At 67.8% G+C, this 24,621-nt stretch carries 31 protein-coding genes; 21 read left to right on the plus strand and 10 right to left on the minus strand.

Annotated features, from left to right (window positions below):
- Window positions 1-4 precede the first annotated feature (4 nt).
- From AC5Y6X_RS20410 to AC5Y6X_RS20425, 4 genes are read left to right on the plus strand one after another with little or no spacing between them, the layout of a single operon-like run.
- Window positions 5-1,024 carry a 3-oxoacyl-ACP synthase III family protein gene (locus AC5Y6X_RS20410; protein WP_499988701.1) on the plus strand — a complete coding sequence of 340 codons (1,020 nt, stop codon included), beginning with the start codon at window positions 5-7 and terminating at the stop codon, window positions 1,022-1,024.
- Window positions 1,021-2,076, plus strand: a complete 1,056-nt coding sequence (locus AC5Y6X_RS20415) for a pyridoxal phosphate-dependent aminotransferase (RefSeq protein WP_499988702.1) — start codon at window positions 1,021-1,023, stop codon at window positions 2,074-2,076. Before AC5Y6X_RS20410 ends, AC5Y6X_RS20415 begins: the two co-directional genes overlap by 4 nt.
- 8 nt (window positions 2,077-2,084) lie before the next feature.
- Window positions 2,085-2,582: a MarR family transcriptional regulator gene (locus AC5Y6X_RS20420; RefSeq protein ID WP_499988703.1), complete on the plus strand. Its 498-nt coding sequence runs from the start codon at window positions 2,085-2,087 to the stop codon at window positions 2,580-2,582.
- Between the two features lie 16 nt (window positions 2,583-2,598).
- Window positions 2,599-3,141, plus strand: coding sequence for a TIGR03086 family metal-binding protein (locus AC5Y6X_RS20425; RefSeq protein ID WP_499988704.1), 543 nt, complete (start codon window positions 2,599-2,601; stop codon window positions 3,139-3,141).
- A gap of 15 nt (window positions 3,142-3,156) precedes the next feature.
- Here AC5Y6X_RS20425 and mmsB read toward each other — a convergent pair whose 3' ends face one another.
- The 3 genes from mmsB to AC5Y6X_RS20440 are packed head-to-tail and all read right to left on the minus strand — an operon-like array spanning window position 3,157 to window position 6,747.
- Window positions 3,157-4,041: a 3-hydroxyisobutyrate dehydrogenase gene (gene mmsB, locus AC5Y6X_RS20430; RefSeq protein ID WP_499988705.1), complete on the minus strand. Its 885-nt coding sequence runs from the start codon at window positions 4,039-4,041 to the stop codon at window positions 3,157-3,159.
- Window positions 4,042-4,052: 11 nt separating this feature from the next.
- Window positions 4,053-5,222, minus strand: coding sequence for an acyl-CoA dehydrogenase family protein (locus tag AC5Y6X_RS20435; protein WP_499988706.1), 1,170 nt, complete (start codon window positions 5,220-5,222; stop codon window positions 4,053-4,055).
- A gap of 4 nt (window positions 5,223-5,226) precedes the next feature.
- Window positions 5,227-6,747, minus strand: a complete 1,521-nt coding sequence (locus AC5Y6X_RS20440) for a CoA-acylating methylmalonate-semialdehyde dehydrogenase (RefSeq protein ID WP_499988707.1) — start codon at window positions 6,745-6,747, stop codon at window positions 5,227-5,229.
- Window positions 6,748-6,860: 113 nt separating this feature from the next.
- On the opposite strand from AC5Y6X_RS20440, the gene AC5Y6X_RS20445 reads away from it, so the two are divergent.
- From AC5Y6X_RS20445 to AC5Y6X_RS20480, 8 genes are read left to right on the plus strand one after another with little or no spacing between them, the layout of a single operon-like run.
- A complete protein-coding gene (locus tag AC5Y6X_RS20445; RefSeq protein ID WP_499988708.1) occupies window positions 6,861-7,688 on the plus strand; it encodes a DUF4226 domain-containing protein in 828 nt (275 codons plus the stop codon).
- A 32-nt stretch (window positions 7,689-7,720) separates the two neighbouring features.
- On the plus strand, window positions 7,721-8,317 hold the full coding sequence (locus tag AC5Y6X_RS20450) for a DUF7956 family protein (RefSeq protein WP_499988709.1): 597 nt from the start codon (window positions 7,721-7,723) through the stop codon (window positions 8,315-8,317).
- 11 nt (window positions 8,318-8,328) lie between these two features.
- Window positions 8,329-9,759 carry an NAD(P)/FAD-dependent oxidoreductase gene (locus tag AC5Y6X_RS20455; protein WP_499988710.1) on the plus strand — a complete coding sequence of 477 codons (1,431 nt, stop codon included), beginning with the start codon at window positions 8,329-8,331 and terminating at the stop codon, window positions 9,757-9,759.
- A 32-nt stretch (window positions 9,760-9,791) separates the two neighbouring features.
- A complete protein-coding gene (locus AC5Y6X_RS20460) occupies window positions 9,792-10,337 on the plus strand; it encodes an RNA polymerase sigma factor (protein WP_499988711.1) in 546 nt (181 codons plus the stop codon).
- Window positions 10,334-11,035 (plus strand): Rieske (2Fe-2S) protein, encoded by a 702-nt coding sequence (locus tag AC5Y6X_RS20465; RefSeq protein ID WP_499988712.1) that lies wholly within the window; start codon window positions 10,334-10,336, stop codon window positions 11,033-11,035. Before AC5Y6X_RS20460 ends, AC5Y6X_RS20465 begins: the two co-directional genes overlap by 4 nt.
- A 21-nt stretch (window positions 11,036-11,056) precedes the next feature.
- Window positions 11,057-11,521, plus strand: coding sequence for a cupredoxin domain-containing protein (locus AC5Y6X_RS20470; protein ID WP_499988713.1), 465 nt, complete (start codon window positions 11,057-11,059; stop codon window positions 11,519-11,521).
- Window positions 11,518-12,453, plus strand: coding sequence for a metallophosphoesterase family protein (locus AC5Y6X_RS20475; protein WP_499988715.1), 936 nt, complete (start codon window positions 11,518-11,520; stop codon window positions 12,451-12,453). Before AC5Y6X_RS20470 ends, AC5Y6X_RS20475 begins: the two co-directional genes overlap by 4 nt.
- Window positions 12,450-12,833 (plus strand): hypothetical protein, encoded by a 384-nt coding sequence (locus AC5Y6X_RS20480; protein ID WP_499988717.1) that lies wholly within the window; start codon window positions 12,450-12,452, stop codon window positions 12,831-12,833. The genes AC5Y6X_RS20475 and AC5Y6X_RS20480 overlap by 4 nt, the downstream gene beginning before the upstream one ends.
- Here AC5Y6X_RS20480 and AC5Y6X_RS20485 read toward each other — a convergent pair.
- From AC5Y6X_RS20485 to AC5Y6X_RS20505, 5 genes are read right to left on the minus strand one after another with little or no spacing between them, the layout of a single operon-like run.
- The gene (locus AC5Y6X_RS20485; protein WP_499988719.1) at window positions 12,817-13,245 is read right to left on the minus strand and encodes a hypothetical protein; all 429 of its coding nucleotides are present in this window, start codon (window positions 13,243-13,245) and stop codon (window positions 12,817-12,819) included. The two genes, AC5Y6X_RS20480 and AC5Y6X_RS20485, sit on opposite strands and share 17 nt — an antisense overlap.
- A gap of 27 nt (window positions 13,246-13,272) precedes the next feature.
- On the minus strand, window positions 13,273-13,887 hold the full coding sequence (gene rfbC, locus AC5Y6X_RS20490; RefSeq protein WP_499988721.1) for a dTDP-4-dehydrorhamnose 3,5-epimerase: 615 nt from the start codon (window positions 13,885-13,887) through the stop codon (window positions 13,273-13,275).
- A gap of 1 nt (window position 13,888) precedes the next feature.
- A complete protein-coding gene (rfbB, locus tag AC5Y6X_RS20495) occupies window positions 13,889-14,884 on the minus strand; it encodes a dTDP-glucose 4,6-dehydratase (RefSeq protein WP_499988722.1) in 996 nt (331 codons plus the stop codon).
- 27 nt (window positions 14,885-14,911) lie between these two features.
- Window positions 14,912-15,778 (minus strand): LLM class F420-dependent oxidoreductase, encoded by an 867-nt coding sequence (locus AC5Y6X_RS20500; RefSeq protein ID WP_499988724.1) that lies wholly within the window; start codon window positions 15,776-15,778, stop codon window positions 14,912-14,914.
- 24 nt (window positions 15,779-15,802) lie between these two features.
- Window positions 15,803-16,654, minus strand: a complete 852-nt coding sequence (locus AC5Y6X_RS20505; protein WP_499988726.1) for an LLM class F420-dependent oxidoreductase — start codon at window positions 16,652-16,654, stop codon at window positions 15,803-15,805.
- Between the two features lie 157 nt (window positions 16,655-16,811).
- Between AC5Y6X_RS20505 and AC5Y6X_RS20510 the strand changes: the two genes are divergently transcribed.
- The 9 genes from AC5Y6X_RS20510 (at window position 16,812) to truA (ending at window position 23,332) form a co-directional block, all read left to right on the plus strand.
- A complete protein-coding gene (locus AC5Y6X_RS20510) occupies window positions 16,812-18,554 on the plus strand; it encodes a serine/threonine-protein kinase PknD (RefSeq protein WP_499988727.1) in 1,743 nt (580 codons plus the stop codon).
- Between the two features lie 259 nt (window positions 18,555-18,813).
- A complete protein-coding gene (gene infA / locus AC5Y6X_RS20515) occupies window positions 18,814-19,035 on the plus strand; it encodes a translation initiation factor IF-1 (protein WP_003418601.1) in 222 nt (73 codons plus the stop codon).
- A gap of 33 nt (window positions 19,036-19,068) precedes the next feature.
- Window positions 19,069-19,182 (plus strand): 50S ribosomal protein L36, encoded by a 114-nt coding sequence (gene rpmJ / locus AC5Y6X_RS20520; RefSeq protein WP_003879483.1) that lies wholly within the window; start codon window positions 19,069-19,071, stop codon window positions 19,180-19,182.
- 165 nt (window positions 19,183-19,347) lie between these two features.
- The gene (gene rpsM / locus AC5Y6X_RS20525) at window positions 19,348-19,722 is read left to right on the plus strand and encodes a 30S ribosomal protein S13 (protein ID WP_324679988.1); all 375 of its coding nucleotides are present in this window, start codon (window positions 19,348-19,350) and stop codon (window positions 19,720-19,722) included.
- 3 nt (window positions 19,723-19,725) lie between these two features.
- Window positions 19,726-20,145: a 30S ribosomal protein S11 gene (gene rpsK, locus AC5Y6X_RS20530; protein WP_076061621.1), complete on the plus strand. Its 420-nt coding sequence runs from the start codon at window positions 19,726-19,728 to the stop codon at window positions 20,143-20,145.
- 15 nt (window positions 20,146-20,160) lie between these two features.
- Window positions 20,161-20,766, plus strand: a complete 606-nt coding sequence (gene rpsD, locus AC5Y6X_RS20535; RefSeq protein WP_324679990.1) for a 30S ribosomal protein S4 — start codon at window positions 20,161-20,163, stop codon at window positions 20,764-20,766.
- A gap of 72 nt (window positions 20,767-20,838) precedes the next feature.
- Window positions 20,839-21,882, plus strand: a complete 1,044-nt coding sequence (locus tag AC5Y6X_RS20540; protein ID WP_324679992.1) for a DNA-directed RNA polymerase subunit alpha — start codon at window positions 20,839-20,841, stop codon at window positions 21,880-21,882.
- Between the two features lie 42 nt (window positions 21,883-21,924).
- Complete coding sequence (gene rplQ, locus AC5Y6X_RS20545; RefSeq protein WP_499988730.1) at window positions 21,925-22,491, plus strand: 50S ribosomal protein L17; 567 nt, start codon at window positions 21,925-21,927, stop codon at window positions 22,489-22,491.
- Complete coding sequence (truA, locus tag AC5Y6X_RS20550; RefSeq protein ID WP_499988732.1) at window positions 22,463-23,332, plus strand: tRNA pseudouridine(38-40) synthase TruA; 870 nt, start codon at window positions 22,463-22,465, stop codon at window positions 23,330-23,332. Before rplQ ends, truA begins: the two co-directional genes overlap by 29 nt.
- Here truA and AC5Y6X_RS20555 read toward each other — a convergent pair.
- Complete coding sequence (locus AC5Y6X_RS20555) at window positions 23,329-23,955, minus strand: cutinase family protein (protein ID WP_499988892.1); 627 nt, start codon at window positions 23,953-23,955, stop codon at window positions 23,329-23,331. The two genes, truA and AC5Y6X_RS20555, sit on opposite strands and share 4 nt — an antisense overlap.
- A gap of 58 nt (window positions 23,956-24,013) precedes the next feature.
- Window positions 24,014-24,589 (minus strand): cutinase family protein, encoded by a 576-nt coding sequence (locus AC5Y6X_RS20560; protein ID WP_324679998.1) that lies wholly within the window; start codon window positions 24,587-24,589, stop codon window positions 24,014-24,016.
- Window positions 24,590-24,621: the final 32 nt, after the last annotated feature.

The raw sequence follows: 24,621 nt of genomic DNA on the forward strand, positions 1-24,621 counted from the left end.
CACCATGAGCCAGCCCACCGTCAGTTTGGTCGACATTTCCACCTACCTGCCCGGTGAACCGATCGGCGCCGAGTACTACGCGCAATTCGCCGAGTCCGATGACCTGCGCGACAATCTCATGTTCCGCGCGCCGAAGTTTCGCCACCACGTGGCGCCGGACGAGACGGCGGTCGACATGGTCGAGCGCGCGGCGCAGGGCCTGATCGAACGCCACGGCCACGACGTGATCGAGGGTGTGGACGTGTTGATCACCCACACCCAGGTGCCCGACATGGCGTTCTACGGCGAAGGCGGCGGCATCGCTCACCGGCTGGGCCTGCGCCCCTCCTGGGTGCTGGACCTCAACAACGGCGGGTGCGCCGCATTTGTGTTGGCGCTCAACGTGGCCCGCAAGCTGCTGTCGACCGGCGAAGGACACAGCGCGCTGATCGCCATCGCGCAGAACGCGGCCGGCCAGTTTTTCGACCAGCCCACGATCCGCCGCAAGGCGCAGTCGGCGGTGCCGGGGGACGGGGCCGCGGTCGGGCTGGTCACGGTCGGCGACCACTCACCCATCCTCGACGTCGAGTGCCGCACCTACGGCGAATACGCCGGCGAGATGACGCTGTCCTACGACCCGCCCCGCAAGTGGTGGGCGGCCGGGCCCGGCGAGGGCAGCATCGGGTTCACCGAAAACAAGATCACCAAGGTCTTGGCGCGGGGCAACCGGCAGGTTCCCGAGGTGGCGCTGGCGGTCTGTGACCGAATCGGCCTGCCCGCCAAGGACATCGACCTGCTGGTCACCAACCAGCCCAACCGGGCGTTCCTGCGGAACTGGCGCGAGGCGCTCGAGTTGCCGACGGAACGTCACCGGGACACGTTCGAAGACTGCGGCAACCTGTTCGGCGCCGGGATCCCGGTGAACCTCGACCGTGCGATATCCGACGGCCAGCTCGAGGCGGGCGACGTCGTGATGATGGCGGCGTTCGCCCATGCCGGCGACTTCGCCGGCGCGGCTGCGGTGCGCTGGGGCGGGCGGGGATGACCGTCGTGGGCCCGCTGGCGGCCGAGCTGGACGACGCGTTTCCCGACGCGGTCGACCCGCACGCGTTGTCGCTCAACGAGAATCCGTTTCCGCCGCTGCCTGCGGTGCGTTCGGTGTTGATCCGCTCCATCGATGCGGCGAACCGCTATCCGGAGTTTCTGCCGGAGCGGTTGCGTCGCCTGATCGCCGACCGCATCGGCGTGCCCGCCGAGCAGGTGGTGCTGGGCGCCGGGGCCACAGGGGTAGTGCTGCAGGCGCTGCAGGGGCTGACCGTTCCGGGTGACGCGATAGCGATGTCGGCGCCGACCTTCGACGGCTACCCGATCGTCGCCGAGATGACGCGGCTGAAATCGGTGACCGTCGCGCTAGACGAGCGCGGCCACAACGACCTCGACGGGCTGGCCGACGCCGCCGCGGATGCCCGGGTCGTGGTGGTGTGCCGGCCACACAACCCGACGGGCACGCTGGAGCCGGCGGCCCAGCTGCTGCAATTCCTGCGCCGCGTGCCGCGCGACACCATCGCGGTGCTCGACGAGGCGTACATCGAGTTCGCCGCGCCCGAGCACCGGATCGACGTGGTGGCGCTGCTCGCCCGATTCCCGAACGTCGTGGTGGTGCGGACCTTCTCCAAGGCCTACGGGCTGGCCGGGCTGCGGATCGGTTACGGGGTGGCGTCTCGCGAGCTGGCCCGGATGCTGTGGTCGCAGCAACTGCCGTTCGGCATCGCGATGACCAGCTTGCCCGCGGTCGCCGCGTCCTACAACGCCGAAGACGAACTGCAGCAAAGGATCCGGGTGATCACCGCAGAGCGCCGCTACCTCCGGATGCACCTGAGCGCGCTGGGGATATACACCACCGACGCGCATGCCAACTTCGTGTATCTGCCCGCGAGGGGGCGGGGCCGGCTGTGGCGCGAGGTGTTCGCGGACAGCGGGCTGCACGTTCGCTGCTACGCCGACGGCGGGGCACGGATCACCGTGGGCAATCGGGCGTCGACGAAGGCGGTGCTGTCCGCGGTGGGAAAGTTCACGCCGGGGCTGCAAGTGCGGTAAGAAAGGGCGTGGCCGCCGACAAACGGGATCCGATCGCGGCGGCGCGGGCCAACTGGGAGCGTGCCGGGTGGGGCGATGTTTCGCAGGGCATGGTCGCGGTGACGTCGGTGATGCGTGCCCATCAGATCCTGCTGGCTCGCGTCGAGACCGCGTTGCGGCCCTACGACTTGAGCTTCTCCCGTTTCGAGCTGCTGCGGCTGCTCGCCTTCAGCCGCACCGGCGCGCTGCCGATCACCAAGGCGTCCGACCGGCTGCAGGTTCACGTCACGAGCGTGACCCACGCGATCCGCCGGCTGGAGGCCGACGGGCTGGTTCAGCGCCTGCCGCACCCCACCGACGGCCGGACGACGCTGGTGCAGATCACCGAGCTGGGCCGCTCCACCGTCGAGGACGCCACGGTCACCCTCAACGAGCAGGTGTTCGCCGACATCGGCATGGGGGACGACGAAGCGCGGGCGCTGGTGTCGGCTATTGAAACCCTGCGGCGCAACGCGGGAGACTTTTGAGATTGGAGGCAGACACATGGACCCACTAGTTGCTCACCAGCGCGCCCAGGACGCGTTCGCGGGCGTCCTTGCCAACGTCGGCGCCGACCAGCTGGACGCACCGACGCCCTGCTCGGAATGGACGATTCGGGACCTGATCGAACACGTCATCGGTGGCAATGCGAACGTCGGGAAATTGGCGGGCGAGGAGCTGCCGGCGCGGCCCGACGACCCGGTCGCGGCCCACCGGGCCTTCGCCGCCGCGGCTCAGCAGGTCTTCGCCGGGCCGGACGGGATGTCAAGGATGTTCACGCTGCCGTTCGGGGAGATTCCCGGACAGATGTTCATCGGGTTGCGCACCAGCGATGTGCTGACCCACGCGTGGGATCTCGCGGCGGCCACCGGTCAGCCCACCGATCTCGACCCCGAGTTGGCGACCGAACAGCTCGCCGCGGCGCGGGCGTTCGTCGGGCCGCAATTCCGCGGGCCCGGCAAGCCCTTCGCCGAGGAGCAGCCGTGCCCGTCCGAGCGCCCGCCCGCCGACCAGCTGGCCGCCTTCCTTGGCCGAAAGGTGCAGTGACACAGGGTTCTTGGCTCAGCCGCCGCGCAGCACCTCGATCACCGCGCTGAAGTCCTTGTCGGCGTGGTCGGCGGCGAACTTCGCGTAGATCTCGGCGGCGTGACTGCCCAGCGGCGCCGAGGAGCCGGTCGATTTCACGGCATCCATCGCCAGGCCCAGGTCCTTGTTCATCAGCGCGGTCGCGAAGCCCGGCTTGAAGTCGTTGTTGGCCGGTGACGTCGGCACCGGGCCCGGCACCGGGCAATTGGTGTGGACGGCCCAGCAATTGCCCGTCGCGCCGGTGATCACGTCGAACAACGCCTGCGCGGACAGCCCGAGCTTCTCGGCCAGCACGAACGCCTCGCCGATCGCGATCTGCTGCACGGCCAGCACCATGTTGTTGCACACCTTGGCGGCCTGTCCGGCCCCGGCCGCACCGCAGTGAATGATCTTGCCCGCCATCGGCTCCAGCACCGGCCGCGCCCGCTGCAGCGCGGACTCGTCGCCACCGACCATGAACGCCAGCGTCCCGGCGACCGCGCCCTTGACCCCGCCGGACACGGGCGCGTCCAGCTGCGGCATGCCGTGCGATTCCGCCAGCGAATGCACCTCGCGGGCGTCGTTGACCGAGATCGTGGAGCTGTCGATGAACAGCGCACCGGCCCGCGCGGCGGGCAACACGTCGGCGTAGCAGCGCTTGACCAGCTCGCCGTTGGGCAGCATGGTGATCACCACGTCGGCTTCGGCGACCGCGTCGGCGGCGCTGTCGAATGTGGTTGCGCCGCCCGCGGCTCCGGCGGCCGCCGCCGCCGGCACCGGATCGAAGCCGCGCACCGCATGCTTGGCGGCAACGAGATTCGCCGCCATGGGCGCGCCCATATTGCCCAGACCCAGAAAGGCCACCACCACGTGCTCCGTCATCTCGGACCTTCCTACGCGCTGGCGCGGAACCGCGCGGCCTCGGCCCTGCCGATGACCACCCGCATGATTTCGTTGGTGCCTTCCAGGATCCGATGCACCCGCAGGTCGCGGACGATCTTTTCCAGACCATACTCGCGCAGGTAGCCATAGCCGCCGTGCAGCTGCAGGGCCTTGTCCGCGACCTCGAAGCAGGCGTCGGTGACGTAGCGTTTGGCCATCGCGCACAGCTCGACCTTGTCGGCGTCGTCGGCGTCCAACGCGCTTGCTGCCCGCCACAACAGCATTCGCGAGGTCTCCAGTCCGGTGGCCATGTCGGCCAGCGTGAACCGGATGGTGGGCTCGTCGAGCAGGGCGGAACCGAACGCCTGCCGGTCGCGCACGTAGGCTCCCGCCTTGTCGAAGGCGGCCTGCGCGCCGCCCAGCGAGCAGGCCGCGATGTTGAGCCGGCCGCCGTTGAGGCCGTTCATCGCGATGCCGAAGCCGGCGCCCTCGCCGTCGGCGCCGCCCAGCATCGCGTCGGCGGGCACCCGCACACCCTCCAGGATCACCTGCGCGGTGGGCTGGGCATGCCAGCCCATCTTCTCCTCGAGCGAGCCGAAACTCAGGCCCGGCGTGTCCTTTTCGATGATGAACGCGGAGATGCCACGCGGGCCGGGATTTTCCGGGCCCCCGGTTCTGGCCATCACCACATAGACATCGGAGGCTCCGGCGCCGGAGATGAACTGCTTGACGCCGTCGAGCACGTAATCCGAGCCCTGCTTGACGGCGCGGGTGCTCAACGCGCTGGCGTCGGACCCGGCGCCGGGCTCGGTGAGGCAGTAGCTGGCGATCACGTCCATCGACGCCAGCCGGGGCACCCAAGCCTTGCGTTGTTCCGGGGTGCCGAAGGAGTCGATCATCCACGCGCACATGTTGTGGATGGACAGGAACGCGGCCGTGACCGGGTCGGCGATGGCCAGCTGTTCGAAGATGCGCACACCGTCGAGCCGGCGCAGCCCACTGCCGCCGACGTCTTCCCGGCAGTAGATCGCCGCCATGCCCAGGTCGGCGGCCTCGCGCAGCACGTCCGTCGGGAAGTGGTCGGTGGCATCCCATTCCAGCGCGAACGGGGCCATCCGCTTCTCGGCGAAGGCGGCCGCGGTCTCGGTGATGACACGCTCGTCGTCGTTGAGGGTGAACATGTTGCTAATTCATTGTGGGGATGACGAATTCGGCGCCATCCTTGATGCCGGACGGCCACCGCGACGTGACGGTCTTGACCTTGGTGTAGAACTGGATCGACGCCGGCCCGTGCTGGTTGAGGTCGCCGAAGCCGGAACGCTTCCAACCGCCGAAGGTGTGATAGGCCACCGGAACCGGGATCGGCACGTTGACCCCGACCATGCCCACCTGCACGCGGGAGACGAAGTCGCGGGCGGTGTCGCCGTCGCGGGTGAACACCGCCACGCCGTTGCCGTACTCGTGCTCCGAGGGCAGCCGCAGCGCCTCTTCGTAGTCGTGGGCGCGCACCATGCACAGCACCGGCCCGAAGATCTCGTCGGTGTAGATCGACATGTCGGGGGTGACGCGGTCGAAAAGGGTTGGGCCGATGAAGAATCCGCCCTCGAGATTGGCGTCACCGAACGAGAGGTCATCGCTGGCCCGCTCCCGGCCGTCGATCACCAGCTCGGCGCCGGCGTCGGCGCCTTGGCCGATGTAGTCGCGCACCCGCGCCAGCGCGGCCTCGGTCACCAGCGGGCCGTAGTCGGCCTTGGGGTCCAGGCTGTGGCCCACCCGCAGGTTGTTGATCCGCTCAATGAGCCTGGCGCGCAACCGCTCCGCGGTCTGCTCCCCGACCGGCACCGCGACGGAAATCGCCATGCACCGCTCACCGGCGCTGCCGTACCCGGCGCCGATCAGCGCGTCGACCGCCTGATCCAGATCCGCGTCGGGCATCACGATCATGTGGTTCTTGGCGCCGCCGAAGCATTGCGACCGCTTGCCGGTCGCCGCGGCGGTCGAGTAGATGTACTGGGCGATATCCGAGCTGCCGACGAAACCGACCGCCTTGATGTCGGGGTGGTGCAGGATGGCGTCGACGGCCTCCTTGTCGCCGTGGACGACCTGGAACACGCCGGGCGGCAGCCCGGCCTCGGTGAACAGCTCGGCCAGCCGCACCGGGACCGACGGGTCGCGTTCACTGGGCTTGAGCACGAACGCGTTCCCGCAGGCAAGCGCCGGCCCGGCCTTCCAGAGCGGGATCATCGCCGGGAAGTTGAACGGGGTGATCCCGGCGACCACGCCCAGCGGCTGCCGCAGCGAGTAGACGTCGATGCCCGGGCCGGCGCCCTCGCTGTACTCGCCCTTGAGCAGGTGCGGGATGCCGAGGCAGAACTCGATCACCTCGATGCCGCGCTGGATGTCGCCCCGCGCGTCGGGCACCGTCTTGCCGTGCTCGAGGGACAGCAGCTCGGCAAGCTCGTCCATGTGGGCGTTGACGAGCTCGATGAACCGCATCAACACGCGGGCGCGGCGCTGCGGATTCCATGCGGCCCAGCCCTTTTGGGCTTCGACGGCCGACGCCACCGCCGCGTCGACGTCGGCCTTGCCGGCCATCGGCACCTTCGCCTGCACCTGTCCGGTGCTGGGGTTGAAAACGTGGGCGGTCCGGCTGGCCTGGCCGGCGGTGCGCTTTCCATCGATGAAGTGCGGGATCTGTGTGGTCATGGGTGTCCTTGTTTGTCCTACGCGGTGAATACTTGCATATCCTAGTAACCCGGCTGGGGCATGGCAAGGTTGGGTGACTTGTCGCCCCCGTTTGGCCTGAATACCGTTTCGGCGTGTCCGAAGAAACCGGTGCCGGCCCCGATGCCGCGCGGGCCCGGGAGACCGCGCTGGCCCGGGGCGTCCGGGCGCCCGTGGAAGCCGACCGGGTCGTCGTCCCCACGCTGCGGGCCGCCTATCGGACCGCGCTGCGGGGAAGGCAGCAACTCGATGCCATCGGAGCCGAGATCGAGGGCGCCGTCGCGAATCAGCGCGCTCTGGCGTTGGGCACACCGGCCGGTGCCGCCACCTTCTCGAGATTTCTTGCCGCCAAGACACAAGACATCAATCGGGTGGTCACCGAAGTCGCCACCGAATCCCGAGCCGGCGCGGCAACTCTCGGGTCCCTGGGCCCGTCTTACAGAGCCGTCGGGTATGGCCCCAAACCACAGGAGCCACCTCCCGCCCCCGTGCCCTTTCCTCCCTACCAACCCAAGGTGTGGGGCGCGTGCCGGGCACGCGGCCAGGATCCGGGCAAGGTCGTCAGGACCTTCTATCACGCGCCGATCAGTGCGGGGTTCCGGTCGCTACCCGCGGGTGACTCGGGCCTGTATTGCGGCAACGACAAATACGGGCTCCTGCACATCGAAATGGAACACGAGGCGGATTGGCAGTACTTCTCGGATGGAGAGTGGCCGTGGGCAGGGAACTGGCGCTATCTTGCCGATTACGCGTTGAGCCAGACACTGGCCTATCCGGAGCGGGTCGAATATAGGCAAGACAACGATACGTTCGCACTATATAGGAAGATCTACACTGCAGACGGCGCTTACGCCTTCACCGCCCGCGTGGTTATTTCGGCCAGTGACGGGAAAATCATAACGGCGGTGCCGCAGAGAAAATGATGAGCCGGTTAGGGGTGAAAGGAGGTGACTTCGTGAGCGAGCCGCCGCAAAGCTACACCGGGCGCCGGGCTCTGATCGCCGAAAAGCTGGAGCCGTACATCCATGTCAGTGCCATGCTGCCGAAGAACTCAAGGCCTACCTCGGAAGCTGCCGAGAAATTCTGGGAAAATTCCCTGTGGTGTATGTGGGGTGACCGAGAAACGGGACACACCCGCACCGTTGCGGTTTCGATCTACCAAGCAGTCGACGGCGAACGGGAAGCCGACGGCGTTCGCGAGATGATGCGGGAAGAGTGTTCACCAGGCTTGAATTTGCGGGTTCCGAACGCGGAGGCCTATGAGATCACCGGACAGCGGCATGCCGAACATGCGTTCGTGCTCGAATACCTAGGGCGTGTGACCGCGGTGGTGGGAAACTGTCTCGTCCACATCTACGAGTCTGGCAACGGGATCGATCTCAGGAAATTGGCCGATGTGGCACTGGACATCGGCCGCACCGTCGGCTGCTCCGCGTACCAGAACGACTTCACGCTGCCGGACGTTCCGGAAGAATGGCGCAACCAGCCGGTCGGTTGGTACGCGGAAGGCCTTCCTCCGTACATACCGGGCCTGTCGGACCCGAAGGAATAGCCTTACCCGGTATGCACAGCATCGAGGCCGATTATCTCGTCATCGGGGCGGGCGCCATGGGCATGGCGTTCATCGACACGCTGCTCACCGAGACCTCGGCGACGGAGGCCCGCGTGGTGCTGGTCGATCGCTACCACCAGCCGGGCGGGCATTGGACCACGGCCTACCCGTTCGTGCGGTTGCATCAGCCCTCGGCGTTCTACGGCGTGAACTCGCTGCGCCTCGGCACCGACAGCATCGACCACGTGGGCTGGAACGAGGGGCTCTACGAACTGGCGACCGCCGGGGAAGTCTGCGCCTACTACGACCATGTGATGCGGCAACGGTTCCTGCCGACGGGCCGGGTCAGCTACTTCCCGATGAGCGAATACCTCGGCGAGAACCGCTTCACGACGCTGGCCGGGACCGATTACACCGTCAACGTGGCGCGCCGCGTCGTCGACGCCACCTACATGCGCGTCATGGTTCCCTCGATGCGCCCGCCCCCGTATCGGGTCGCGCCGGGCGTCGAATGCGTCCCGCCCAACGACCTGCCGCGGCGCGGCGCCCGTGGGCGCTACGTCATCGTCGGGGCGGGCAAGACCGGCATCGACACGTGCCTGTGGCTGCTGGCCCAGGGCGTCGCGCCGGACCGGCTGACCTGGGTCATGCCGCGGGATTCCTGGCTGCTCGACCGGGCCACGATCCAGCCCGGATCGTTGTTCGCCGACCGGATCAAGGCCACCTTCACCGCGCAACTGCGGGCCGTCAACGACGCGGTGTCCGTCGACGATCTGTTCTCGCGTCTCGAGGACGTCGGCGCCCTGTTGCGGATCGACCCGGCGATCCGGCCCACCATGTATCGCTGCGCGACCGTCACCCGGCTCGAACTCGAGCAGCTGCGGCGCATCACCGACATCGTGCGGATGGGCCACCTGCTGCGGGTCGACGCCGACAAGATGGTCCTCGACGAGGGCACAGTCGCGATGGACGGCGGGGCACTATACATCGACTGCACCGCCGATGGCGCCGAAAAGCGGCCCGCCACACCCATTTTCGACACGGGTCGCATCACGTTGCAAAGCGTGCGCGGGTGCCAGCAGATATTCAGCGCCGCGCTGGTCGCCCACGTCGAGATGGCGTACCCCGACGACACCGTGAAAAACCAGCTGTGCGCGCCGTTGCCGCATCCGGACACCGACGTCGACTGGTTGCGCCTCGCGATGGCCGACTACAGAAATCAGCAGCGCTGGCTAGACGACCCGGACCTGGCCGCCTGGCTCGGTTCGGCGCGCCTGGATCTTTTCGGCCACCTGATGAGCCACCTGCTGGCGCCGGCGTCGGCGAAGCCCCAAGTGCGCGACCGGATACTGGGCATCGCCAAGACGGCGCTGTCGGCCACCGCCACCAAACTCGAGCAGCTGATGGTCGGGGAAGCCTCGCTCACCGCGCCCCCGGTGTAACCCGAGCCGATATTGGTCGGTGAAGGAGGCACGTGGCGGCGCAAAACGAACCCGTCGGACCGCGACCGTTGCGCGCGGTACCCGACGGTGACGAGGGCTACACCGACTGGGAAGCGGTGTACCAGGACAACGCGACCTGGGTGTACCGGACGCTGTTCGCCCGGGTCGGCAACCGGGCCGACGCCGAGGACCTCACCGCCGAGGTCTTCCTCGCCGCGCTGCGTCCGCTGCGGCTGACCGCGAGCGTCGGCGAGGTGCGCGCCTACCTGCGGGCCACGGCCCGCACCGTGCTGGCCGCGCATTGGCGCGAGACGATGGGGCGCGAGATCACCTCCATCGACGACATCGAAGCGCCACCCGACAGCGAGGAAGCGATCAGCACCGCACCGCAGCGCGTCGCCCGGGTCCTCGACAGCCTGCCGGACCGCTATCGACGGATCCTGGAATTGCGTTTCCTGCAGGGCAATTCGATCAAGGAGTCCGCCACCGAACTCGGGATCAGCGTGGCCAACGCCAAAGTGCTCCAGCACCGCGCGCTGCGACTGGCGGCGCAAGTCAACGATGGGGGCCAGCCATGAACGCGCGAGGACTACGCCGTTACGTCGACGATCTGCTGCGGGGCCGCCGGCCGAAGCCGTTCGCGCCCGACGACTTCGAGGCGGCGCAGATCCGCACCGCGATCGAGTTGCGCGCCGCCCGGCAGGACTCGGGCGTCGTCGACGCCCCGCGCCAGGAATTCCTGTCCGACCTGCACCGCCGCCTCGCGGAGCAGATGAACGGAGCGCCGACGCCGGCGGCGGCGAAGCAAAGCACGACGCGCCGGCAGGTCATCGTGGGCACGTCGGCCGCCGCGGCCGCCGCGGCCGCCGCGGTGTCCATCGATCGGGCGGTGATGGGGAGCCCCGTGCGGGGCCCCGCTGTCGCGGCCGGTGAGCTGACACCGAACGACGGAAGCTGGCAGCGTGTCGCATCCAGCTCGGACGTCACCGACGGCGTCATGCATCCGTTCGACCTCGGTTCGGTCACGGGGTTCGTCCACCGCGTCGACGGCAAACCGGAGGCCATCTCCGGCGTCTGCACCCATCAGGGCTGCCGGCTGTGGTTCGACGCGCCCGACGACAGGTTGCGCTGCCCCTGCCACTCGACCTCGTTCTCGCCCACCGGACAGGTACTCACCCATCAACTGCCGATCGCACCAAAGCCGTTGCCCGCGCTGATGGTTCGCGAGGTCAACGGCGTCATCGAGGTCTTCGCGCCGCCGCGCCGCGACGCGTAACCCGCCGTCATATCTCTTGGCGTGAACATCGCCAAGCTTCGAAAAAGTCTGATCGCGGCGTCGGCCGTCGGCGCGCTGCTGGCTGGCTGCACGTCGTCACCGCCGGCCGCGCAGCCGTCGGTCACCTTCGGATCGAATACCAGCGGCACGCCCGGGATGCCGGGCATGAGCGGCATGCCGTCGATGCCGGGTCCGTCGGCGAGCGCGCCGGGGACCGGGTCACCGGCGGCGGTCGCGGGCGACCAGGTCAGCATCGACAACTTCGCCTTCGCGCCGGCCACGCTGACCGTCAGGGCGGGCAGCACCGTCACCTGGACCAACCGTGACGAAGAACCGCACACGGTGGCCGCGAGCGACGGGTCGTTCCACTCGCCCGGAATGGGGACGGGCGCCACCTTCTCGCACACCTTCCCTACGGCGGGCACATTCGACTACGTCTGCTCCATCCACCCGATGATGCGCGGCACCGTGGTGGTGACGGGATGAGTAGCAGTCCAGACCCGAAGACGATGACACGTCGCCAGCTGATTCGGCACTCGGCGTGGTTCGGCGCGGCGGTCGGTTTTGCCGTCGTCGGTGGCGAGGTCATCTCGCACGTCGCCGGCTCGGCTTCTGCCTCGCACGCCGGCGCCCGGCCCACGCTGCGGTTCGCGCAGGTGAGCGACAGCCACATCGGCTTCACCGGTCCGCCCAATCCGGACGTCACCGGCACCTTCGGCCACGCGATCGATCAGCTCAACAGCCTCGGCTACACACCGGATTTCGTCATCCACACCGGCGACCTCACGCACCTGTCGACAACCGACCAGTTCGATCAGGTCAGGCAGATGCTCTCCAAGCTGCACACGCCGCACGTGTTCACAGTGCCGGGCGAACACGATTCGGTCGACGACGCGGGGCAGAAGTACCGCAGCGTGTTCGGCGGGGGGACCCGCGGCGACGGCTGGTACAGCTTCGACATCGCCGGTGTCCACGTGATCGCACTGGTGAACACCCTGAACCTGAAGAAGCTCGGGCACTTGGGCGTCGACCAGCTGGAGTTCGTCGAAAAAGACGTCGCGGGATTGTCGAGTGACACCCCCATCGTCGTGTTCAGTCACATCCCGTTGTTCGCGATGTACCCGGACTGGGGCTGGGGCACCGACGACGCCACCCAGGCGCTCAGCTACCTGCGCCGGTTCTCGTCGGTCACGTGCATCAACGGGCATGTCCACCAACTGTTTTCCAAAACGGAGGGCAACGTGACGTTCTACACCGGCACGACGACCGCCTATCCGTTGCCGCGCCCGGGTGACGGGCCCGCGCCCAAGCCGGTCACGCTGCCGGCCGGCAAGCTGCGCGACGCCCTGGGCATTCGCGAGGTCAGCTACACCAAGGGGCAGGCCGCGCTGGCACTGAAAGAGGCCACGCTGCAATGACATTCCTGCTTCGGCTCGGTCTGGCCCTGTCCCTGGCGGTCAGCGCCACCAGCCACGCGTACCTGTATATTCATGGCTACCAACACATTGCGACGATCGGCACCGCCTTCCTCGTCCAGGCCAGCGTCTCGTTCGCCTTGGCGCTGCTGATCATCCTGGGCGGGCCGGGTTGGCTGCAGTGGGTCGCCGCCGCGGTGGCCGGCGGGTCCCTGCTCGCGTTCGCCCTGTCGAGGACGGTCGGACTGTTCGGCTTCGCCGAGCGCGGCTGGGACCCATCACCCCATGCCGTAATCAGCGTGGTTGCCGAGGCGCTGACGGTGCTGTTGTGGGCGGGAGCTCTGGTCGGGTGGGGCCGGAGTTACTTCAGGCCGCCCGCGTGAGTTGCTCGTTATTGGTGAACGTGTAGCCCACCGAATCGCCGCACGCCGGCATGAGCACGGTGCTTTGCGACGTGCCCGCGAGGGAATTCGGGTCCCACGTCATGTGGACCATGAGCGCGCCCTCAACCTTCGTACCGTCCGCGCAGTCATCACGGTCGATGAAGTCCATGATCCATTGACCATTGATCAAGTGAGCCTGACTGGTTGGGCCGGACGGCGTGTCCTTGGCTACGTTCGCGCAGCCGTCACCGCACGGAGTGAAGTAGAAATCTGCGGTCGTGGAAAAGCCTTTGGAGTCCGTGGAGGTGTCGATGAAGTGGCCGCTCATCTCCTCGGCGGATGCGGGCGCCGCCGCCCCGATCGCGACGGCGCCGACGGTGGCCACGACTGCAAAGCTCCGTGTGACGTTCATCTTTGCACTCTAATTCGATAAGTCGCGCTATCCAAGGCGCTGCCGCAGGCCGGCGATGAACCGCTGCGTCTCCTCCCACGTGGGTAGGAGCCCGGATTCGCGGACATCCTCGAAGCTGGGAGCCGCCGCGTCGCGGTCCGACAAGCTCGGGGCGGCGCCGTCGACCAATGGCCAGTCGATGGCCAGCGCCGGGTCCGTCGCACAGATGGTGTGCTCACGCTTCGGGTTGTATTCCGCCGAGCACAGGTACATCACCGTCGAATTGTCTTGCAGTGCAAGGAATCCATGCGCGAGGCCCTCGGAGATGTAGGTCGACCTGCGCTCGGAGTCGTCGAGCACCACCGAATCCCAGCGGCCGAATGTCGGTGAGCCCAAACGGATGTCGACGACGACGTCGAACACCGCCCCGGACACGCAGGTCACATACTTGGCCTGGCTCGGCGGCAGCTGGGCGAAGTGCAGGCCGCGCAGCACGCCGGCCGCCGAGACCGAGCAGTTGGCCTGCCGGACGTCCAGCGAGTGACCGGCAAAGCCGGTGAACCCGCGATCGGTGAGCCACTCGAAGAACAGGCCGCGGGAGTCGCCGTGGATATCGGGAGTGATCTCCCAGGCGCCCGGGACGGCGAGCTCGCGAACCTTCATGTCACTGACCGCGCTCTTCGTAGCGCGCCTCGGCGGCATCCTTCAGCGGACGCCACCAGGATTCGTTGGCCCGATACCAGTCGATGGTGGCGCGCAGACCCTCGTCGAAGTCGGTGTGCTTTGGCGCCCAACACAATTCGTCGCACAACGCCGACGGGTCGATCGCGTACCGCAGGTCGTGACCGACGCGGTCGGTGACCTGGTCGAAGTCGTCGGGATCGCGTCCCATCATCTGCAGCAGGGTGCGCAGCACCGTGCGGTTGTCGCGCTCGCCCTCGGCGCTGATCAGGTATGTCCGGCCGATCTCGCCCTTTTCCAGGATCCGCCAGACCGCGCTGTTGTGGTCGTCGACGTGGATCCAGTCCCGAACGTTCGCGCCGCGGCCGTACAACTTGGGCCGCCGGCCGGTGAGCACGTTGGTGATCTGGCGCGGAATGAACTTCTCGACGTGCTGATACGGCCCGTAGTTGTTGGAGCAATTGGAGATTGTCGCGCGCACCCCATACGAGCGCACCCAGGCCCGGACCAGCATGTCGGCCGCCGCCTTGGTCGCCGAGTACGGGCTCGACGGGTTGTAGGGCGTCGACTCGGTGAACCGCTGCGGGTCGTCGAGCTCCAGGTCGCCGTAGACCTCGTCGGTCGAGATGTGGTGCAGCCGCACGCCGTAGCGTCGCACCGCCTCCAGGATGGTGTAGGTCCCGATCACGTTGGTGTGCAGAAACGGCTCCGGGTCGTCCAGCGCATTGTCCACGTGGCTTTCGGCGGCGAAATGCACCACCGCGTCGGACTCGGCGACCAGCGTGGAAACCAGCGCGGCGTCGGTGATGTCACCCACCACCAGCCTGATGGCGTCGTCGACGTCGGCCAGCGACTCGCGCCGGCCCGCGTAGGTCATGGCGTCGAGCACCGTCACCGCGACGTCCGGACGCTCGCGGACGGTGCTGTGAACGAAATTGGTGCCGATGAACCCGGCGCCACCGGTGACCAGCAGGCGCATGAATCAAACCCTAACCGAGTGCGGTGGTCAGTTTCCGCGGGTTAGCCCCAGCGGCCCGGCCAGTTCGCCCAGTGCGGGCAGCAGCGTCTCTTCGTCCGAGCCGCCCAGCACCTGGATCGCCACGTGGTCGGCGCCGGCCTCGCAATGCTCGTTGAGGCGAGCCACGATGGCCTCCGGACTGCCGTAGGCCACCATCGCGTCGATCAGCCTGTTGCTGCCCGGCTTTCGCACGTCGTCATGGGTGAATCCGGACCGCAGCCAGTTGTTCACGTAGTTGCTCAGCCCCAGGTAGTGGTCCAGGAATCGACGGCCGACCGCGCGGGCTTCGTCACGGTCGGTGGTGAGCACCACCTTGTGTTCGGGCGCCAGGAACACCGACTTGCCCATCAGGTCGCGCGCCTTGGCCGTGTGTTCGGGTGTGGTGAGGTACGGGTGCGCGCCCGCGCTGCGTTCCGCGGCCAGCCGCAGCACCCGCGGCCCGAGCGCCGCCAGCACCCGACGGCTGGTCGGCACCATCGCCGCGTCGAGGTCGTCGAGGTAACCGACCAGGGCGTCGTACGGCTTCACGTACTCCTCGGTGTGTTCGCGATGGCCCACCCCGATGCCGAGCAAAAACCTTCCCGGATAGGCGTCTTCGATGCGCCCGAAGGACTGGGCGACGGCCTGAGCCGGCGCGGACCAGATGTTGACGATCCCGGCGACCAGTTGCAGCGACGTGGTCCGCGCCAGGGAGGGCTCGACCCAGGCCAGGTCGGCGTCGGGTGACCCGCCGACCCAGGCGGCGCCGTAGCCCAGCGACTCGAGGCCCGCGGCCAACTCCGGGGTGAGGGAGCGGGTGGGCAGCCAGGCGCCGAAGCGGCCCAGGTCGGGTTTCAGCGAAACTGCGTCGGTCATCTGCGTCCCCCCTACGCGGTTACCTCACGTGCCATTCAGTCCGAGCGGCCCGGCCAGCTCGGCCAGCGCCGGAACCAGGTTTTCATCTTTGGTCAGGATCTGCACCGGGACGTGGTCGGCCCCGGCGTCGAGGTGCTCCTTCAGCCGCGCCGCGATCTGGTCCACGGTGCCATAGGCCACCACCGCGTCCACCAGGCGGTCGCTGCCGGGCCGGGTGACCTCGTCGTCGGAAAAGCCCAGCCGCTTCCAGCTGTTGCGGTAGTTGGCCAGGTTGAAATAGATGTCGAGCGCCTTGCGGCCCACCGCGCGCGCCTTTTCCGCGTCGGTGGTCAGCACCGCCTTGTGCTCGGGCGCCAGGAACGCCGACGGGCCGATCAGCTCCCGGGCGTGCGCGGTGTGCTCGGGGGTGGTCAGGTAGGGATGCGCGCCCGCGCTGCGCTCCGCCGAAAGCTTCACGACCCGCGGGCCCAACGCCGCCACCACGCGACGGTGGGCGGGCACACCGTAGTCGTCGAGCTGGTTCAGGTACTGCACCAGCGCGTCGTAGGGCTTGCGGTATTCGGTGATCGCCTCGCGATGGCCCACGCCGATGCCGAGCAGGAAGCGGCCGGGATAGGCCTTGTCGATCCGGTGGAACGAGTCGGCCACCGCCTTGGCGGGCGCCGTCCAGATGTTGACGATGCCGGTGGCGACCTGCAGCGTGGTGGTGGCTTCGAGGATCGGTTCGACCCAGGCCAGCTCGGCGGGTGGTGACCCGCCCACCCAGACGGCCCCGTATCCCAGGGACTCGATCTCCTTGGCTTGCTGGGGCGTGACGCCGCGTCCGAACGATCCGAACCGGCCGAGGTTGGGCTTGCGAGCAGCAGAATCGGTCATGGTCGCTGCAACCGGCGGTGCGCGGGCGCTATTCCGGTTCGCATGGAAAATCAAAGAATCCGTAATGCGCGGAATCGGTGAATATAATCCGTCGGAAATAAATGGGCGCAGTTAATTTGCGATTTTGCGGAAGTCGCCGTGCTTGTGGAGGGGCTCGTTGCAGGGAACGTGGTTCGGAAACTATCGGCTGATCGAGTTGCTCGGCCGGGGCGGCATGGGTGAGGTGTGGCGCGCCCACGACACCGTCATCGACCGGATCGTCGCGATCAAGATTCTGCCCGCCGCGATTTCCCGCGACGAGGTGTTCCAGCAGCGGTTCCGTCGCGAAGCCCATGCCGCCGCGCGGTTGAACAGCCCGCACATCGTGCCGATTCACACCTATGGGGAGATCGGCGGGCGGCTGTTCGTGGACATGCGGCTGATCGAGGGCACGGACTTACAGTCGCTCCTGAACGCCGGGCCCCTACCGCCGGCACGGGCGGTGAACATCGTCGAGCAGGTGGCCAAGGCGTTGCAGGCGGCGCACAAGGCGGGACTGCTGCACCGCGATGTCAAGCCATCCAACATTTTGCTCGACGACGACTATGCCTATCTGATCGATTTCGGAATCGCCCTGGCGATAGGCGAGCGGGGTTTGACAAGCGTCGGCGACGTGATCGGGACGTTCCATTACATGGCACCGGAGCGGTTCAGAACCCAGGAGGTCGGCGCCCCTCCGATCGACGCCCGCTCCGACATCTATTCGCTGGCCTGTGTGCTGTACGAATGCTTGACCGCGGAGCACGCGTTCCCCGGCGACAGCCTGGAGCAACAGGTGGGCAACCACCTCGTCACCCCGCCGCCGCGGCCGTCGGAGACCAGGCCCGGGCTGCCGCGGGCGTTCGACGCGGTCATCGCCAAGGGCATGGCCAAGGACCCGCGCGAGCGCTACGCCACCGCGCTGGAGCTGGCGCGAGCCGCCCGCGACGCCCTCACCGCGCCGATGCCCGCCGCCGCGGCCGGACCGTCGCGCACCCCGCCTCGGCCGTCCCCGCCGTGGTGGCGCCGCAAACCCGTCGTCGTCTCGGTCGCGGCCCTGCTTGCGGTGGCCGTCGCCGTCGTCGTGGCCCTGGCCGTCCTCGGCGACCATGGCCCACCGCCCGGGAACCCCCGGCAGACGACGCTGCCCTTCACCGGCCTGCGAGAACCGCAAGGGCTGTCGGTCGACATCGGCGGCACGGTGTACGTCGCCGACACCATGCACAACCGGGTGCTGGCGCTGTCCGCGGGCTCGACCGAACCGGCCGTCCTGCCGTTCGAGGGCCTCAGCTATCCGAGCGGTGTGACGGCGGATAACACCGGCACCGTCTACGTCAACGACTCCGGCAACAAGCGGGTGCTGGTCCTCCCGCCCGGCTCGCGCAAGCAGATTCAGCTGCCCTTCACCGACCTCGTCCATCCGACCGGCCTGACGGTGGACAATGCCCGCACCGTCTACGTCACCGACACCGCCAGGAATCGGGTGGTTGCGCTCGCCACGGGCTCGACCAGGCAGTACGAGCTGCCCTTCACCGGTCTAAACGCCCCAACCGGCCTGGTGGTGGGGGCCACCGGCACCGTCTACGTCGCCGATGGGGGCAACAATCGGGTGCTGTCGTTGGCCCCCGACTCGAGGGCCCAAACCACGCTGCCCTTCGTCGGCCTCTCCGACCCCGGGGGCGTGACGGTGGACAACAAGGGCGCCGTGTACGTGACCGACAGCGCGGGTAATCGTGCGCTGAAGCTTCCGGTGGGCTCGAGCCAGCAGGTCGTGCTGCCCTTCACCGGCCTCGATTACCCGTGGGGCTTGGCGGTCGACAACAATGGCACCGTCTACGTCGGGGGCCGCAACAACAAGATTGTCGCGCTGCGGCCGAAATAGGGACAGTTGACGCCGGGTTCGCCGCGGGGTCGAGCGGCGAGGGGCTCCGGCCTTGGCTCGGCGCGCGGCGGTATTTTGCGCCGACTGTGGCCCTGCGGGTAAAGTGGCCAGACGGTGCGGTGTCTCGTGCCGACTTTTTGCGTGCCCAGTCCCTAGGAAATTTTCCGGTCACCGGCTCACGTTTCAAGTCGGTGTGAATGCTGCGCCGATACGGGCGCAGACGCAACGAAACCAAACGACGAGGATTTGACGAGAGGTTATGGCCAAGAAGGACGGCGCCATAGAGGTCGAGGGCCGCGTGGTCGAGCCCCTGCCCAATGCGATGTTTCGCATCGAGCTGGAGAACGGCCACAAGGTGCTTGCCCACATCAGCGGCAAGATGCGGCAGCACTACATCCGCATCCTGCCCGAGGACCGGGTGGTGGTGGAGCTCTCGCCCTACGACCTGTCCCGGGGCCGCATCGTGTACCGGTACAAGTAATCAACCAACAGACGAGAACAGGATCGAAAAGCCGTGAAGGTCAACCCGAGCGTGAAGCCAATCTGCGACAAGTGCAGGGTGATCCGTCGGCATGGGCGGGTCATGGTGATCTGCTCCGATCCGCGCCACAAGCAGCGACAGGGCTAGCGCGCCCATACAACTGAATGCAGACCTCCCAGCACCAGTGAGCGGCTGGCATCTATACGAGATGGGCCAGCTCATCCACGCCCGGACGGAGGCCGGGCCCCACCCTTTGGGTCAGGGAACGGACTGGGACCAGACCTCCGCTAGAGACAAGAGGAAACGCCACACATGGCTCGACTAGTAGGCGTCGATCTGCCGCGCGACAAGCGGATGGAGATCGCCCTGACCTACATCTTCGGCATCGGCCGCACCCGCTCCAACGAGATCTTGGCGGCCACCGGCATCGACAAGGATCTGCGGACCAAGGACCTCACCGACGACCAGCTGACCCACCTGCGTGACTACATCGAGGCCAACCTGAAGGTGGAGGGCGATCTGCGCCGCGAGGTGCAGGGCGACATCCGCCGCAAGATCGAGATCGGCTGCTACCAGGGCCTGCGGCATCGCCGCGGCCTGCCGGTGCGCGGCCAGCGGACAAAGACCAACGCGCGGACCCGCAAGGGGCCCAAGCGCACCATCGCAGGCAAGAAGAAGGCCAGGTAACCGATGCCACCGAAGAAGGCAAGTGGTGCTGCGGCGCCCAAGAAGGGACAGAAGACCCGCAGGCGGGAAAAGAAGAACGTCCCGCACGGCGCGGCGCACATCAAGAGCACGTTCAACAACACGATCGTGACGATCACCGACCCGCAGGGCAACGTCATCGCCTGGGCGTCGTCGGGCCACGTCGGCTTCAAGGGCTCGCGGAAATCGACCCCGTTCGCCGCGCAGCTGGCCGCCGAGAACGCCGCCCGCAAGGCCCAGGAGCACGGGGTGCGCAAGGTCGACGTGTTCGTGAAGGGCCCGGGCTCGGGCCGGGAGACCGCGATCCGTTCGCTGCAGGCCGCCGGTCTGGAGGTCGGCGCGATCTCCGACGTCACCCCGCAGCCGCACAACGGCGTGCGCCCGCCGAAGCGACGCAGGGTCTAGGAGGAGAAACAACCGATGGCTCGTTACACCGGACCCGTTACTCGCAAATCGCGCCGGTTCCGCACCGACCTCGTCGGCGGCGACCAGGCCTTCGAGAAGCGTCCCTACCCGCCCGGCCAGCACGGTCGCGCCCGGATCAAGGAAAGCGAGTACCTGCTGCAGCTGCAGGAGAAGCAGAAGGCCCGCTTCACCTACGGCGTGATGGAAAAGCAGTTCCGCCGCTACTACGAGGAGGCGGCAGGCCGTCCCGGCAAGACCGGCGACGAGCTGCTGCAGATCCTGGAGAGTCGGCTGGACAACGTGATCTACCGCGCCGGGCTGGCCCGGACCCGACGGATGGCCCGTCAGCTCGTCACCCACGGCCACTTCACGGTCAACGGCGTGCGCGTCGACGTCCCCAGCTACCGGGTGTCGCAGTACGACATCATCGACGTGCGGGACAAGTCGGTGAACTCGGTGCCGTTCCAGATCGCGCGGGAGACCGCGGGTGAGCGCCCGATCCCGAGCTGGTTGCAGGTCGTGGGGGAGCGCCAGCGCATCCTGATCCACCAATTGCCCGAGCGCGCGCAGATCGAGGTGCCGCTCACCGAGCAGCTGATCGTCGAGTACTACTCGAAGTAATGCTTCCGCACCAGCCGGTGCGGACTTAGCGGCATCAAATAGCGGGTGCCGAGAAGGAGAAGAAGAAACACCATGCTGATCTCACAGCGACCCACACTGTCGGAGGAGATCCTCACCGACACCCGGTCCCAGTTCGTCATCGAACCGCTGGAGCCGGGATTCGGTTACACCCTGGGCAATTCGCTGCGGCGGACACTGCTGTCGTCGATCCCAGGGGCGGCGGTCACCAGCATCCGCATCGACGGCGTGCTGCACGAGTTCACCACCGTTCCCGGCGTCAAAGAGGACGTCACCGCCATCATCCTGAACCTCAAGGGCCTGGTCGTGTCCTCCGAGGAGGACGAGCCGGTCACCATGTACCTGCGCAAGCAGGGCCCCGGCGAGGTCACCGCGGGTGACATCGTGCCGCCCGCCGGTGTCACCGTGCACAACCCGGGCATGCACATCGCGACGCTGAACGACAAGGGCAAGCTCGAGGTCGAACTGGTCGTCGAGCGGGGCCGCGGCTACGTCCCGGCGGTGCAGAACCGGGCTTCCGGCGCCGAAATCGGCCGTATTCCAGTCGATTCCATCTACTCGCCGGTGCTCAAGGTCACCTACAAGGTGGACGCCACCCGTGTCGAGCAGCGCACCGACTTCGACAAGCTGATCCTGGACGTGGAGACCAAGAGCTCGATCACCCCGCGCGACGCGCTGGCATCGGCGGGTAAGACCCTGGTCGAATTGTTCGGCCTGGCACGCGAACTCAACGTCGAGGCCGAGGGCATCGAGATCGGGCCGTCGCCGGCGGAGGCCGACCACATCGCATCGTTCGCGCTGCCGATCGACGACCTGGATCTGACCGTGCGGTCCTACAACTGCCTCAAGCGCGAGGGCGTGCACACCGTGGGCGAGCTGGTCAGCCGCACCGAGTCGGACCTGCTCGACATCCGCAACTTCGGCCAGAAGTCCATCGACGAGGTGAAGGTCAAGCTGCACCAGCTGGGTCTGTCGCTCAAGGACAGCCCGCCGAGCTTCGACCCGTCCGACGTTGCCGGCTACGACGTCGCCACCGGGACCTGGTCCAGCGAGGGTGCCTACGACGACCAGGACTACGCCGAAACCGAACAGCTCTAACGCTTTTCAGCGGCCTTGAGAATCTAGACAGGAGCGTCAGCAATGCCCAAGCCCACCAAGGGCCCTCGCCTCGGCGGGTCGTCTTCGCACCAGAAGGCCCTTCTGGCCAACCTGGCCACGTCGCTGTTCGAGCACGGTCGGATCAAGACGACCGAGCCGAAGGCCCGTGCGCTGCGGCCGTACGCGGAGAAGCTGATCACGCACGCGAAGAAGGGCACGCTGCACAACCGTCGAGAGGTGCTGAAGAAGATCCGCGACAAGGACATCGTGCATGCCTTGTTCGAGGAGATCGGGCCGTTCTTCGCCGACCGCAACGGCGGCTACACCCGGATCATCAAGGTCGAGGCGCGCAAGGGCGACAACGCCCCGATGGCGGTCATCGAGCTGGTGCGGGAGAAGACGGTGACCTCGGAGGCCGATCGGGCGCGCCGGGTGAAAGCCTCGAAGAAGGCTGACGCTCCCGTCGCGGCCGCGGCAGCACCGCAGGCGGCGGTCGAGCCGGAGGCGGCGGAGGGCCCGACGGCCGAGGACGTCGCGGCGGAGGACGTCGCGGCCGAAGACGCCAAGGCTGAGGCCGCCGATGAGGGCGACGGAGCCACCGACAGTTAGCGAGGAAGTCCGTCTGCGGCTCGACATCGCCTACGACGGAACGGATTTCGCGGGCTGGGCAACCCAGGCCGGGCAGCGCACCGTCGCCGGCGTCCTCGATGAGGCGCTGACGACCGTCTTCCGCACCCCGGTGCGGCTGCGCGCCGCCGGGCGCACCGACACGGGCGTGCACGCCACCGGCCAGGTGGCACACGTCGACGTGCCGGCCGACGCGCTGCCGAACGCGTATCCGCGCTCACCGCGCGCCGGCGAACCGGAGTTTCTGCCGCTGCTGCGGCGTCTGGGCCGGTTCCTGCCCACCGATGTCCGGGTGCTCCGCATTGCCCGCGCCCCAACCGGTTTCGATGCCCGCTTCTCGGCGCTGCGTCGCCATTACCTCTATCGGTTGTCCACGGCGCCCTATGGGGCCGAGCCGCAGCAGGCGCGCTACGTCACCGCGTGGCCGCGGGCACTGGACCTGGATGCGATGAACGCGGCTTCGCGAGACCTGTTGGGGCTGCACGACTTCGCGGCGTTCTGCCGCCAGCGCGACGGGGCCACCACCATTCGCGACCTGCAGCGGCTGGAGTGGTCGCGCGACGGCGAGCGGATCACCGCGCACGTGACGGCCGACGCGTTCTGCTGGTCGATGGTGCGGTCGCTGGTCGGGGCGCTGCTCGCCGTCGGCGAGCACAGGCGCGCGGTCGGCTGGTGTCGCGACCTGCTCACCGCGACGGACCGGTCCAGCGATTTCGCGGCCGCGCCCGCGCACGGCTTGACGTTGATCGGCGTGGACTATCCACCCGACAACGAGCTCGCGTCGCGGACCCTGATCACCCGGGACCTGCGCACGCCTGATTAGACGCGGGCCGCGACGAAACTGGCGGCCTGGGTGGTCGATCCGGGCACGTAGCTCAGGTGCGCTTTCCACTGGTTGCCGTTCGAGCAGATCGGGTCGCCGGTGTTGCACAGATCGATGGTCTTGCCGTCGAAATTCGGGGTCAGGGCGCTCATCAGTCTGCTGGCGCGGGCAGACGGATTGCCGAACAGGGCCACCGCGGCGACGTGGGTGGCGGCGTCGGCGGGCAACGGCTGGCGGAAGCCAAGGCCGGGAACTGGTGCGGCGGTGACGATGTCGATGACGGCAGCTCCTTGCGAATACCCGCCGAGCACCAGCTTGGTGTTGGGGCAGTTGTTCGCCATCCGCTGGACGTGGTTGCTGGTGTCGTTCGCGCCGTCGGCGGCGGCCAGGAAGTCCTTGTTGGCGGGATAGTTAACCGCATATGCGCCAACGCTTTTGCTGGTGTGCTGGCGAAGCGAGCTGATGAACGCCTGGCCCACCCGCCCGACGCCCGGAGGCTCGTCGGTCCCCCGGGCGAACACCACCTCGGCGTCGGGGCACGACGCCCAGGCGAGCGGCAACAGCTTCGGCGCGACAAAAAACGCGACCGCCGCGAGAAATACGACGGTCAGCCCGAAGCGGATAAGTCGCACACAACGATGCTAGGGGCCTATGGTCAAGCGCCGGTAACGATTTGGCTGACTACAGTCTTGCGGCGGCGAAGCCGGCGGCCTGATCCACCAGGCCGGAATCGATGTACGCGGGCTGCAGGTGTGACGCCCAGCGCATGCCTTTGCCACAGATCGGGTCGCCTTGTGCGCACTGGTCGATCGTCTTACCGGCGAAGGCGGGGGCTACCTGTCGGGTGCCGTTGCCGAACAGCGCGACCGCCGCGACGTGCTGATCCACGCCCGGCGGTATCCGGCCCCAGGTCGCTAGGTCGGCCACCTCCGCGCCCAGGGAATAGCCGCCGAGCACCTCGCGGGTGTTCGGGCAACTTGCGGCCATGGATCGAACGTGCGCGCCCATGTCGTTGGCGCCGCTGTCGACGCTGATGTTCGCGGGGTAGTTGACGCCATACGCCCCAACCGGCATGCGCGTCTTGCCGCGCAGTGAGTTGAGGAACGCGTCGCCGACGGCGCCGAGTCCCGGCGGTTCCTCCCGGCCCCGGGCGAAAACCACCTCGGCACCAGGGCACCCCGCCGAGGCAATGGGCGCCGTGGCGATCACCGACGTCGCGGCGAGCAACGCCGCGGCCGCGAAACCGGGCAACCTCATGGCCCGATATTAGTAGGCCATCAGCAGGATGG

Source organism: Mycobacterium sp. NGS26 (assembly GCF_059813025.1).